This window comes from Ruegeria arenilitoris (genome assembly GCF_013030985.1).
Taxonomy (GTDB): Bacteria; Pseudomonadota; Alphaproteobacteria; order Rhodobacterales; family Rhodobacteraceae; genus Ruegeria; species Ruegeria arenilitoris_B.
The window spans coordinates 582,350-594,100 of sequence record NZ_WPYP01000001.1 but is presented as its reverse complement, the minus strand read 5'-3'; the positions used below and the strand labels follow the sequence as shown (position 1 = coordinate 594,100).

General features: G+C 53.5%; 14 protein-coding genes and 1 tRNA gene. 14 read left to right on the top strand and 1 reads right to left on the bottom strand.

The features are described from left to right. Positions 1-22: 22 nt before the first annotated feature. From sufC to GOX88_RS02870, 14 genes are all read left to right on the top strand, one after another. Entirely contained in the window at positions 23-778 is a 756-nt protein-coding gene (sufC, locus tag GOX88_RS02935; protein ID WP_170398976.1) for a Fe-S cluster assembly ATPase SufC, read from the top strand. Further along, positions 778-2,058 (top strand): Fe-S cluster assembly protein SufD, encoded by a 1,281-nt coding sequence (sufD, locus tag GOX88_RS02930; protein ID WP_170398973.1) that lies wholly within the window; start codon positions 778-780, stop codon positions 2,056-2,058. The genes sufC and sufD overlap by 1 nt, the downstream gene beginning before the upstream one ends. Continuing rightward, the gene (locus GOX88_RS02925) at positions 2,058-2,543 is read left to right on the top strand and encodes a YIP1 family protein (protein WP_170398971.1); all 486 of its coding nucleotides are present in this window, start codon (positions 2,058-2,060) and stop codon (positions 2,541-2,543) included. Before sufD ends, GOX88_RS02925 begins: the two co-directional genes overlap by 1 nt. Continuing rightward, the gene (locus GOX88_RS02920) at positions 2,540-3,106 is read left to right on the top strand and encodes a YIP1 family protein (RefSeq protein ID WP_170398968.1); all 567 of its coding nucleotides are present in this window, start codon (positions 2,540-2,542) and stop codon (positions 3,104-3,106) included. Before GOX88_RS02925 ends, GOX88_RS02920 begins: the two co-directional genes overlap by 4 nt. Before the next feature lie 13 nt (positions 3,107-3,119). Further along, entirely contained in the window at positions 3,120-4,340 is a 1,221-nt protein-coding gene (locus GOX88_RS02915) for a cysteine desulfurase (protein WP_170398965.1), read from the top strand. A gap of 66 nt (positions 4,341-4,406) precedes the next feature. Then, positions 4,407-4,483, top strand: a tRNA-Arg gene (locus tag GOX88_RS02910). A gap of 1,230 nt (positions 4,484-5,713) precedes the next feature. Next, positions 5,714-5,983: a hypothetical protein gene (locus GOX88_RS02905; RefSeq protein WP_170398963.1), complete on the top strand. Its 270-nt coding sequence runs from the start codon at positions 5,714-5,716 to the stop codon at positions 5,981-5,983. 303 nt (positions 5,984-6,286) lie between these two features. Next, entirely contained in the window at positions 6,287-7,033 is a 747-nt protein-coding gene (locus GOX88_RS02900) for a hypothetical protein (protein ID WP_217354181.1), read from the top strand. Positions 7,034-7,047: 14 nt separating this feature from the next. Next, positions 7,048-7,416 carry a hypothetical protein gene (locus tag GOX88_RS02895; protein ID WP_170398958.1) on the top strand — a complete coding sequence of 123 codons (369 nt, stop codon included), beginning with the start codon at positions 7,048-7,050 and terminating at the stop codon, positions 7,414-7,416. Positions 7,417-7,427: 11 nt separating this feature from the next. Continuing rightward, the gene (locus GOX88_RS02890; RefSeq protein WP_170398955.1) at positions 7,428-7,835 is read left to right on the top strand and encodes a hypothetical protein; all 408 of its coding nucleotides are present in this window, start codon (positions 7,428-7,430) and stop codon (positions 7,833-7,835) included. A gap of 416 nt (positions 7,836-8,251) precedes the next feature. After that, on the top strand, positions 8,252-8,593 hold the full coding sequence (locus tag GOX88_RS02885) for a hypothetical protein (RefSeq protein ID WP_170398952.1): 342 nt from the start codon (positions 8,252-8,254) through the stop codon (positions 8,591-8,593). Between the two features lie 9 nt (positions 8,594-8,602). Next, entirely contained in the window at positions 8,603-8,833 is a 231-nt protein-coding gene (locus GOX88_RS02880) for a hypothetical protein (RefSeq protein ID WP_170398950.1), read from the top strand. Positions 8,834-9,079: 246 nt separating this feature from the next. Beyond that, complete coding sequence (locus GOX88_RS02875) at positions 9,080-9,856, top strand: hypothetical protein (RefSeq protein ID WP_170398947.1); 777 nt, start codon at positions 9,080-9,082, stop codon at positions 9,854-9,856. 189 nt (positions 9,857-10,045) lie between these two features. Next, on the top strand, positions 10,046-10,585 hold the full coding sequence (locus GOX88_RS02870) for an ankyrin repeat domain-containing protein (protein WP_217354180.1): 540 nt from the start codon (positions 10,046-10,048) through the stop codon (positions 10,583-10,585). A 92-nt stretch (positions 10,586-10,677) separates the two neighbouring features. Here GOX88_RS02870 and GOX88_RS02865 read toward each other — a convergent pair whose 3' ends face one another. Next, positions 10,678-11,625 (bottom strand): DMT family transporter, encoded by a 948-nt coding sequence (locus tag GOX88_RS02865; RefSeq protein ID WP_254443269.1) that lies wholly within the window; start codon positions 11,623-11,625, stop codon positions 10,678-10,680. Between the last annotated feature and the right edge of the window lie 126 nt (positions 11,626-11,751).

Genomic DNA, 11,751 nt, shown 5'->3' with positions numbered 1-11,751 from the left:
GCGATACGCAAAAGGACAAAACATGCTGGAAATCAAGAACCTGCACGTACAACTTGAAGAAGAAGACAAGCAGATCCTGAAAGGTGTGGACCTGACGGTTGAGGCTGGCAAGGTACACGCGATCATGGGACCGAACGGCTCGGGCAAGTCGACGCTCAGCTACGTGCTGTCGGGTCGGGATGGCTATGAGGTCACCGAAGGTTCGGCCACTCTGGACGGTCAGGACCTGCTGGAGATGGAGCCGGAAGAGCGCGCCGCCGCCGGTATCTTTCTGGCGTTCCAATATCCGGTCGAAATTCCCGGCGTTGGCAACATGACCTTCCTGCGCACTGCCGTGAACGCGCAACGCAAGGCCCGCGGGCAAGAGGAACTGTCCGCCGCCGAGTTCCTGAAAGAAGTGCGCGCCAAGGCCAAATCGTTGAAAATCGACGCCGATATGCTGAAGCGTCCGGTGAACGTCGGTTTCTCGGGTGGTGAGAAAAAGCGCAACGAAATCCTGCAGATGGCGATGCTGGAGCCCAAGATGTGCATTCTGGACGAGACCGACTCGGGTCTTGATGTGGATGCAATGAAGCTGGTGTCCGAAGGCGTCAACGCGCTGCGCGACGAGGGCCGCGGCTTTCTGGTGATCACCCACTATCAGCGTTTGCTGGACCACATCAAACCTGACGTTGTCCACATCATGGCGAACGGCCGGATCGTGAAATCTGGCGGCCCCGAGCTGGCGCTGGAAGTAGAACATAACGGTTACGCCGACATTCTGGCCGAGGTGAACTGATGGCTTTGCCGCAAGCAAAACAGACCGCAACCGAGGAACGGTTGGCCGCCTTGACCATGCCCGATGCCGGATGCACGCGGGCCGCGCGTGAAGATGCTCTGGCGCGTGTGTTGGAGATGGGCCTGCCCGGACGGCGCGACGAGTATTGGAAATATACGCGCCCCGACTCTCTGATTTCGCCGGAAGCACCACATGCGGCGCTGTTCCACTCGGATGAGGAGACTTTGTTCGGCGAGATCGACCGTTTGAAAATCGTCTTCATCGACGGCGTGTTCAGCGCCGAAGAATCGGATGATCTGGAGCTGGAAGGCGTCAACATCGATCGGATCGAGGATATCTGCTGCAAGGATATTCATTGGGCCAAGGAGTTGTACGGCGTACTTGAGGCGCGCGGTCAATCTCCGGTGCAACGGCCGCTGGCAGCGCTGAACACGGCCTTTGCCGGGGATGGCGTCGCGATTCATGTCACCGGAAAGCCGTCCAAGCCGATCAGCCTGATCTATCGCCACGCGTCGGAAACGTCCGATGCCATGCTGCATCACATTGTCCGTGTCGAAAGCGGGGCCGAAGTTACGATTCTGGAAAACGGTCCGGCGGCGTCGCGTTTCAACAAGTGCATGGAAATCGACATTGCCGACAACGGCACGCTGCATCACGTGCGCGCGCAGGGTCGCGATCACGAACGCCGGGCAATGACCCATATGTTCACCCGTCTGGGACGGGAGTCGACCTACAAGTCGTTTACCCTGACCGCAAATGGTGTTCTGACCCGCAATGAACAGGTCGTCGAACTGACCGGTGACGATGCGGTGGCCCATGTGGCGGGTGCCTGCGTTGGCGACGGTGATTTCCACCACGACGACACGGTATTCATCACCCATGACGCGGTGAACTGCGAAAGCCGTCAGGTGTTCAAAAAGGTTCTGCGCAACGGTGCAACCGGCGTGTTCCAGGGTAAGATCCTGGTGAAGGAAGGCGCGCAGAAAACCGATGGCTATCAGATCAGCCAGTCGCTGCTGCTGGATGATGACAGCCAGTTTCTCGCCAAGCCCGAGCTTGAGATCTACGCCGATGATGTGGCGTGCTCGCACGGATCGACCTCGGGCGCGATTGACGAGACGGCCCTGTTTTATCTGCGCTCGCGTGGTGTACCGGTCAAGGATGCCACCAACATGCTGACGCTGGCCTTTCTGGCCGAGGCGGTGGACGAGATCGAAGACAGCGAACTGGCTGAAGAGATCGTGACCCGTCTGGAAGGCTGGCTGGCGCGGCGCAGCTGATGCCAGTCACATCGGATATCGTGGCCACGTACCGGGGGCCAGGGCGTGTGGTGCGCCGGCTTCTGAACCTGGGCGAACGGGAAGACAGGGCTCTGATCTTTGTCATGGGGTTCTGCGTGGTGGCCTTTATCGCGCAGCTTCCCAGCCTTGCCCGGCGGGCGCATTTTGAGGGTTTGGAACTGAACGCACTGATGGGTGCAAGTTTGTTCGGAACCGTCTTTATTCTGCCCTTGTTCTTCTACTTGCTGGCATTTGTGTCATATGGCGTGGCGCGGCTGTTTGGCGCGCGTGGTACTTCGTACGGTGCGCGTTTGGCCTTGTTCTGGGCGCTGTTGTCATCAACACCAGTGTTGTTGTTGCACGGCCTTGTTGCAGGGTTTATTGGGTCCGGCCTGGCCTTGAAGATCGTCGGGGCTGTCTGGTTTTTTGTTTTCCTCTGGTTCTGGATTTCGGGCCTCAGACAAGCGCAAAGGCAGACAGAATGAGCGCGACGTCTCTTACAAACCTTGCGGTCCTGACGGTGTCCAACCCGGCGCAGGCCGCGCGCCTGTTGCTGGCAATGCGTCCCGGGCGCGAGGTTTTATGGCTGGGGTTCTCTCTGGCCGTGGTGCTGAGCTGCGTGCTTCAGGTGGGTATGGCCCAACTGCTGCCAATCCCGCCCGACCAGCCCGTTCCTGCGACCGAACCGGTGTTGCTGATACTTGCCCGTTCGGCCGGGGCCATAATGCTGAGCATATTGGCGTTTTTGATGTTTGGGCGCCTGCTTGGAGGGACCGGGACCTTTGACGAGGTTTTCCTTCTGACGGTCTGGCTGCAATACCTGCAGATCGCAGGGTTGGTGTTGTCGCTGGTGTCGTTGTTGGTGATGCCGTTGCTGATCATCGTAATTACCCTCGCGACGGCGGTGTTGAGCCTTTACGTCACGCTCCATTTCCTGAATGAAGCGCATAAGTTCGGATCGCTCTGGAAATCCTTCGGGGTCATTTTGTTGTCTGCCCTTGTGGCGGTGCCCTTTGTCCTCGCGTTAACGCCCAGCGGCCCGGTATAGGGATAAGAAGACCATGTATGACGTAGAAAAAATCCGCGCAGACTTTCCAATTCTGTCGCGCGAGGTGAATGGCAAGCCGCTGACCTATCTGGACAACGGGGCCTCGGCGCAAAAGCCTCAGGTTGTTATCGACGCAGTGACGCGGGCCTATGCCGAGGAATATTCGAACGTTCACCGGGGTCTGCATTTCCTGTCGAATCTGGCGACCGAAAAATACGAGGTCGTCCGCGGCACCATCGCTCGGTTTCTGGGCGCGGCGGATGAGAATGAGATCGTCCTGAACTCGGGCACGACCGAGGGGATCAATCTGGTCGCTTACGGCTGGGCGATGCCACGGCTGCAGGCGGGGGATGAGATCGTCCTCAGCGTCATGGAGCACCACGCCAATATCGTCCCCTGGCATTTCCTGCGTGAACGTCAGGGGATTGTCCTGAAATGGGTCGATGTGGATGCGGAAGGCGGTCTGGACCCGCAGGCCGTGATCGACGCGATTGGGCCTAAAACCAAGCTGGTCGCCGTGACACAGTGTTCGAATGTTCTGGGCACCGTGGTTGATGTAAAAGCCATCACTCAAGGCGCCCATGCCAAGGGTGTTCCCGTGTTGGTCGACGGTAGCCAGGGCGCCGTGCACATGCCGGTCAACGTGCAGGATATCGGGTGTGATTTTTATGCGATCACCGGGCACAAGCTGTACGGCCCATCCGGCTCGGGTGCGATCTATATTAAATCAGACCGCATGGCCGAGATGCGCCCCTTTATCGGTGGCGGCGACATGATCAAAGAGGTCAGCAAAAATCAGGTGATCTACAACGACCCGCCGATGAAGTTCGAGGCCGGCACCCCCGGTATTGTTCAGACCATCGGTCTGGGCGTGGCGCTGGACTACATGATGGATCTGGGGATGGAGAACATCGCCGCGCATGAGGCCGGGATTCGCGACTATGCCATGCAGCGCCTGAACGGCCTGAACTGGGTGCAGGTGCAGGGCACCCGCGCGGACAAGGCGGCCATCTTCAGCTTTACGCTGGACGGGGCAGGGCACGCGCATGACGTTTCGACGATTCTCGACAAGAAAGGCGTCGCTGTCCGGGCTGGCCACCACTGCGCAGGCCCGTTGATGGATCACCTTGGAGTCACTGCAACCTGCCGCGCCAGCTTTGGCCTATACAACACCAAGGAAGAGGTCGATACGCTGATTGACGCGCTGGAACTGGCGCATGATCTGTTTGCCTGAAACCTGACCGATCCGGGCAGATTTGCAGTTGCACCCGGATCGGAACAAGGTTAGCTAACGGCCAAGGCACCTGTAGCTCAGCTGGATAGAGCGCTGCCCTCCGAAGGCAGAGGCCAGAGGTTCGAATCCTCTCAGGTGCGCCAATTCAATTTAACTGTATGAAAATAAAAGATAAATATTGGAAACTCGCGAAGATTTCCAATTTACCCTGCACGATTTTTGTTGGCCGGAGCGTTGCTTGTGACTTCAGCATGATGAAGTTTTGTCCGCCTATTTTTGCGGCGGTCCAATCTATACGCGTTTAAAAGAATTTTTCGAGGTCGGTCTTCCCCTCCAATTTGAGGTCTCTACGTCTTTGCAACCAGGAAACTGATCGTTGTAGAAGCCCACGGGGCGGAGATTCAACGCGTGTTTTTAGCGGTATCTCTGAACCCTGTGCGGCGAGGGCAGTCGGCGACTAAAGAACCCGCAGGGATTCGGGGTGTTGTGTGGGGAAGGCGCTGAGAACTGGCTTTGACCAAAGGCGGGGACACCAACACTGGCAGCAGGTGTTCCCGTCTCATTAATCGCAGGAATGCCAGCCGAAGCGCACAGTTGGTCAGGAACGATCAGCGAAAAGGCACAAGCTAATGGTTGTATCCCACAGCACTGCAGAATGGCAAAAGCACAGGGCGCGCATCCTTCTCCGAGACGGCTTTCAATGCCAGATGTGCGGCGTGCCACTTAGGGACGGTAGAAAATAACCGCGCTCAGCTGTGGTCGATCACAAGCAACCAGCGGAAATCAGACCTGATCTGTTCCTAGATGACGAGAACACATGGTCCGTCTGATTCGACTGCCACCAGAAGGAATGCAGGCGGATTGAAGACAGGGCCCGATCAATGAACCTGTGGAACCCGCGCGGCGCTGTGTGGATAGCGCAGGAGAAAGCCAAAGTGCCGTTCATTTGTTTGGATGGTCGGATAGCTGGAAGTGCAAGCAAGTGGACAAGGCTGAAGAGTCAGCCAGCAGTGTGACTGTGACATTCCGGCAGTGGCTTCCCGGTTTAGGGCTTAGTCTTCTCGGCACACATGAGGTCTCCGCTGAAGAGCAGTTCAATGAAGTGCGTGCGAAGTACTCCGGTGTTCGAGTTGATATGACGACGTGCACATATTGGGGTCGTGCTCCGAAATTGATTACTTGAGCGAAAAAAGGGGGGTAGGGTCGATTTGTATATACCACGCCAGCCTATACCCGCTGCCCAACTTCATTTTTCACAGAGATCAAATATCAAACGGGGGTGGGGGGTAAATCGTCCGCATGAGAAAGCCAAAGTACACTCAAGTTTTCGCAGGGCTCGAGGACGGCCTCGACCTGCCGATCCGCACCCTGTCTTGTTTCAGGAGTGGGTCACAGTACGCGACCGGATCAACGGCACATCGCTTGATGAAGATGATCTGCTTTGGGCGCGTCTTTACGAATTGGAGCACGCGCTAATCGAAACACCGGTGACAACGGTGGCTGGGCTGTTGGCAAGTCTTAAGTTCGCGGTCGCGGAAGGTTTCGATTTGGGCGAGCCCGATGGAAACAGAACCACGGACAGGTGCTTCACTGACAGTCTAATCGCCAATGTCGAGGCACTGGAAGGGGAGTTTGCTGTATGACAATGCTGAACATCAGCCAGATCAAGAGGGACGGGGCGATGCAGCGGTCAGTGTTATCAGGCTGACACGCTTGTAAACTCGGACGGAGGGCAGGCGGCGTGAGCAACTAGAACCACCCGGCAGCACTCCGGAGCGGTTTTTTAACAGCCGCAAGAACCTGGAACAGGTTCAATGACTTCCGACCTATACCCGCCCGGCCCATGTGGCCGGGCTTTTTCTTTTTCAGGTTCGACACTGGTTGCGCGAGGGGGCAAAAGGTTTAGTCTACAGCGTTGATTCCAATAAAGATTGAGGCTTGAAGGTTTGGTGCTTTCTGACCGCGAAGTAGTTGGGCAACATTTGAGTGAAGACACTGTCCGCGAATTGAAGGAATTGTTCGAGAGGGTATCAGCCCAGCGTCTCGACTGCATACGTTTTGGTGAGCCCCCTACAGGCTTCAATGTATCTGACAAAATACGAGCATATGGGCAGGCCAATCTATGGCGATGCGTTCAGCAGTGCAGAGATGCAGAAGTACTCAGACAAAGTAGTTGTGGTCTTTCTGCCATTATTCTTTGCCGATCTGTCTTTGAAACAGTTGCGTCGTACTCTCATTTCGCGAGGCAATTGCCGGATAAGATGAAGCCTCTAAAGACCAAAAGTGATCTGCAGAGAATTGACGAGTTTGTTCTTTCGAAGTCGTTCGCAACAAGAGAAAGTTCAGCAAAAGAAATGGCAGCTTCTGATGGGGTTGACGTGGAGGCTGTGAGCATAATCACGCAAATCAAAAAACTCGAGAAACGCCATCCTAACCTTTGGAAAAAGTACGAATTTGTGTCTGAGTACGCGCACCCAAATGGCTTTGGAACACTGAGTTGGTATGGAAGAACCAACAGTAGGGAAAGAACAGTTAAGTTTTCTGACGACTGGGATGATTGTGAAAGAGACGCACTTGGCTGGAGCGTTGCAGCGATTGCGCTATTGGAAACACTTGAGGCCGACATAGCCGGGGTGGAAGAACAGCTTCCCGAGCTTTCTTTTTCGGCTCACAAGATTATAGCTCAACAGTAAGGAGTAAGGCGATCTTGACTAAGTACTGCACCTCTTTGTTTTTCTGCTTTTTCTTGACCGTCCTTCCTACAGGATTGGTGGCCCAAAATGGCGAAGAACCAAAGTATCAGACCAAAGAGTTTTCCGGTTCTGAAAGCGTCATTCCTACTGCCTTCTTGTGTATGTTTGTCGGACAGAAAACCGGCATCGAGCCGAATGCCACGCCCTTTTTGTTAGACTTCATGCTGGACTTAGGAGGCACTCCTGAGCAGGTTGATCTGTGGGCGCAAGATGCTGTTCTTTACATCAATCACGTTCTTCCAGGTGCCGATTTAGAGGAGGTTTGGGGGGCCGAATGTGCCGCGCCGTTTGCTAAATTGAAAGAAACCTACGGTTCACAATAAGGAGATTTTTTATGCAAGAAACACACCCGGAAACTCCACCTCTTTGGTACAAAAGATCGCCAAAAGAACTCATTGATGTGATGATTTCCCACACAAAGTTTGAGATCACTGTGGCAGGTGCTCCGATTGTGGTGTTTTCATTTGGTCAAGCTATTTATGCTGACGATTTCTCAGATGCAGGTATTTATTGGGCGTCGGTTTTCCTTATCTTATCCATGGTATTGAACTACTTAGTGATATCGACTGCAATGCAGACACAACGTGCGGTCATGGTGTACGACGCGTTGGACGACAAGACGGATTTTGTGGATGTTAATGTACTGCCGTTGGCTCATCCGTTTGTTGGTTTTCTTGCGAAAAGCGCCAGTGCGTTTTTAACACTTGGATACCTAATTCTCGGTTATGCTCTGCTGTTTTAGGCAGTTCACAATAAGGAGGAAGCAGTGCCATACCGAATGTGTATTTGCGGCTGCGGCCAAGAGATCAAAGGCGGGAGATTTTTCCGGGTCACGATCAGAAACTGCGTTCAGCTATTGAGAAGGCGGCGGGTGGAATTGAGGGTCTGCTAGACATTGTTGAAAAGCACGTAGGGCATTCAATCCGGGTCGACAAATAGGAGGTCAGTCCGTTGGACGAAGGCGGAACTCTAACTGCCCTTTTCTTGGTTGCTCTGCTGTTCTGGTTGGTCTTTTGGGTGGTCGGCAGCATGGCAAGAGCTCGCGGTCACAGCCCGTGGCCGTGGTGGGTCATATCCGTTTTCTGGTCACCGTTCGGGTCTATGGTCGTGCTGTGGCTTTTCTTTGATGTTGTAGATGACGAATAGGGGCAATGGGCGATGAGTGAGAAAGGTTTAAAGTCAATTCCATTGGACGAGTACTTACGAAACATGCCGAGGCCGCTTAGTGATCCTCAAGTAGCGGAATATTTGCAAGCCCTAGAGGCGGACATTAGTGCACATGAGTTCGTGGTTTGTGGCGGCGATCGCGCCTGCTTAGATGACCTTTCTCCCAAAGAGCAAATCCGTGTGGCGCGGCAATGCGCCGGGCAGATTCATCGTTACATTTCAGAAAATAAGCTTGATAGAGATGCATTCCGGCAGTTGCAGGAAGCCCAAGACAATTGGGCGCGGGAAAAAGTAGCAGCACGAGTGATCTCTGAATCTGTAGACAGCGAATAGGAAAGTTGAATGGGCGGTTTCTTTGTTGCCATTGTTGCTGGATGCTTCGCCAAGCGTTGGTGGCAAGCATTGGTGTATGGAGCCTTGGCAGGAGCCTTGGTTTCAGGTGCAATTCTTTTCGGGAATTCCGGCGCGACGTTCACTCTCGGACATGCGGTAGTTCGGATCGGGATATCCATGGTTCTTTCGGTCTTAACTTTTGCAGTGGGGCAGTACGCAAAGATCCCTGCCAAACGCTAGAAATTCCTGATTGAGAAAATCAACAATAAGGAGCAGGCCGGATGTCAGACTGTGTTGGTGCAGCCATAACTTTTCTCTGTGGAGCAGTAGTCGTCTACGGGGTCACCGTCACTTGGCTAAACTACTTCCGGGCAAAAGCCAGCGCTGAAAATGTGTGGGTATCCATGCTGTTTGCGGCCATCTTTTGTTTGGAAGCCTATTCATCTTGGCCTTATTGGCCTTCACAATAAGGAGGCGACGTCCGCTATGCGGGCATTGCTGACGTTGACAAGGCCATCACATTACCAAAAGGAACTACCTTGGACCTTAAGGGGCATGCCGGTGTTCAGAACCCATTTCGCACTAATCGTTTCTCGTTTTGTTGGCATAGCTTTCGCGCTTTCGGTGTCGAGTGGCGTTCTGTGTTCCGGTTCAGCCCGGGCGGACACATCCGATCCAATCAAACTGTTTGAAGATGCGTTACAAGCGAACGCAGATTTTGAAAATCAACGACTGCAAGAAATCGTCTCTAGTCGACCGGAACTGCTACTTGAGCGAAACAAAAATGGCCTGACTTTGATAGACTTTGCTTTTTTCTATCTAAATGAAGATTTGGTTAGCCAGACCAACTTCGATTTCCTTAAGCATCTGTCAAGTAACGATTTCTATGGTCAGAAAATTGATAGATCAGAGCATTTTTCTTTCGCTGTTCAAGCCTTGCGCGGAGCCGATGATCAAATTGGCCGTATTGATCTGCCGGACGACATGATTGTTCATAGTTCACGCGAACCTTTCATTGCGCTTCTGTCAGACACTATTGCTGACCGCCTTTCGCAAGACCCACTGAATAGCGCAGGCAGCTTAGAGCTTGTTCTGGATATTTGCGATCCAAAGGCCTTTCATCTGGGGCAAGAGAAGTTCTTTGGCAAGCAACTCACCCAGGCCATCGCAAGCACACTGGTCCCGCAGCACAAGAGTTTTGTCGAAGTATACGCCCAGAGTGGAACGCTGAACGCTAACTGCGTTGAGGCATTATTGAGCTAACGCCTTGGGCTCGAATCGGGCATTCTAAGTCAACAATAAGGAGTCCAAAGTGACCTTGTCAGAGAACCATGTGCGATGCACATTCAGACTATGAGCACAGAAAACGACTCTTCCTTTTCAGACGAGGATGCAAACGAATACATTCAGAGGTAATCGGAAGACTTCTATAGGGTTCTGGAAGCGTTGGAAGTGGTAGATTTGCCAAAATTGGAACAGCTAGTGCTATCCTTTGAGGGCTTTCCAAATGGAGTCGATCCATGGATTGGAAGACGTTGGGTTATCAGCGCCATCCAATCAGTCGGAATACAGGGTGTTGTGTGGCTGCTGGACCAAAATGTCGAGTTAAAGTTCCGGGACGAAGAAGGGAACACGCCTCTACATGCCTGCTTAGATCGAGAGAATAGTGATAGATATCAATTGTTACAGGCAATCATTGCTGCTGGAGCGGATGTCGATGAAATCGGCTCGAGCGAATATACGCCTCTTCATCTTGCCGCAACGCGAGGCGATCTTGAAGCGATTGATATCTTGCTTGCTGCAGGTGCCAATCCGACGATCGCAACCGGAATAGATAATTTCGCTACACCAGAAGAAGAAGCCCGCCTGTGTGGAGAAGAAGAAGCCGCTGACTATTTGAGGAAAAGAGTGGCTAAGTTACCGAAAAAACCGAAACAGTTTGAGGGTCCATTTGGGTTGGCCAATCTAAAGGAACTGCGACAGCAATCCTAGTCTCGGAAGGATACAGCCAACGGCGGCTAAGTCCGCACAGCCGACATTGGCTCCTATTTGTGAACTCTCGAAAATCGGCTTTTAGCCCAATGCTACCGTTTCGGTGTTTTTGCGAGCACGGTCGATACGGTGCGCGTCTTTCGGCTTCTTGTAATCGCGATCGCGCCCAACACTAACGAACATGCCAAAGCTTGAGGCAAAGAGATGGATTCACCAAAAGCCAGAAAACCCACGGCAAACATGGTAGGTAACTCGATACTTCCAATCACCGCGGTTTGGGAGGCACCGATGACCGGTGAGCAGATTGTGTAGATAAGTTGGGGCACCAGAGCGGTTACAAGTCCAATGCCCACAATGAGCAGCCAATCGGCTTGTTCCCTCGGGAGAAGCTCTCCAAGGTCAGCACCGAGAATGAGCGGCGCGAGGCCCAGTACAGACCCCAGAGAAACTGACGCGATGCGTGCCAACGGCGCAATTCGTGATAACCTGTGCACCAGGACGCAAATTCCAAAACCAAACCCGAATGGGGCGGCAAGGGATATCAGCAGCGTTGGCAGATGCTCGGCAGGGACTGATGTGGGCGAGCCAGCAATGACAGCCGCCACCACAATCAGACCAGAGGCTAACAAGGCGCGCCGTGTGGGTGTGTCGGCAAACACAGCCCAGGCAATGACTAGAGTGAACACCGGATAGGTCATGTAAAGCACACCAACCGTCGAAGCGGGTAACTTTTCCAGCGCCGTTACATATCCGATCCATCCAAACCCCATTACGGCTCCGGCCGAAAGACCCCACAGGATCTCTCGCCATTCATTTCGATGCAAGATGAGAACAGGAAGCAGAAGAATTGCCGCAATAATGTAGCGATAAAATGCGACCGCGTAGGGTGCGACGCCTTGCTCGGTCAGGCTGCGGCTGAAATAGGGAACCAGTCCGAAGCAGATTGACGCGAAAAGTACGCCAGTAACCGCAATTGCGTAGGGAATAGACGTTCGATTTTGCGCAGATGAGGTTGCCATAAATTCGGAGCTATCACGCATTTGCTATTTCGTCTCGAGAAATTAGACCAATGTCGGCTGCGCGGACAAAGCCGTCGTTCTGTAAGATTTTGGTGAGCAAGCGGCTACCATCGTTGAAAAGTGCATTGCGGCCTTGGCAAGACAGAC

Excerpts from the sequence above, each read along its gene's own strand:
- sufC (WP_170398976.1), top strand. The coding sequence starts at position 23 with ATGCTGGAAATCAAGAACCTGCACGTACAACTTGAAGAAGAAGACAAG.
- sufD (WP_170398973.1), top strand. The coding sequence starts at position 778 with ATGGCTTTGCCGCAAGCAAAACAGACCGCAACCGAGGAACGGTTGGCC.
- GOX88_RS02925 (WP_170398971.1), top strand. The coding sequence starts at position 2,058 with ATGCCAGTCACATCGGATATCGTGGCCACGTACCGGGGGCCAGGGCGT.
- GOX88_RS02920 (WP_170398968.1), top strand. The coding sequence starts at position 2,540 with ATGAGCGCGACGTCTCTTACAAACCTTGCGGTCCTGACGGTGTCCAAC.
- GOX88_RS02915 (WP_170398965.1), top strand. The coding sequence starts at position 3,120 with ATGTATGACGTAGAAAAAATCCGCGCAGACTTTCCAATTCTGTCGCGC.
- GOX88_RS02890 (WP_170398955.1), top strand. The coding sequence starts at position 7,428 with ATGCAAGAAACACACCCGGAAACTCCACCTCTTTGGTACAAAAGATCG.
- GOX88_RS02885 (WP_170398952.1), top strand. The coding sequence starts at position 8,252 with ATGAGTGAGAAAGGTTTAAAGTCAATTCCATTGGACGAGTACTTACGA.
- GOX88_RS02880 (WP_170398950.1), top strand. The coding sequence starts at position 8,603 with ATGGGCGGTTTCTTTGTTGCCATTGTTGCTGGATGCTTCGCCAAGCGT.
- GOX88_RS02875 (WP_170398947.1), top strand. The coding sequence starts at position 9,080 with ATGCGGGCATTGCTGACGTTGACAAGGCCATCACATTACCAAAAGGAA.
- GOX88_RS02865 (WP_254443269.1), bottom strand. The coding sequence starts at position 11,625 with ATGCGTGATAGCTCCGAATTTATGGCAACCTCATCTGCGCAAAATCGA.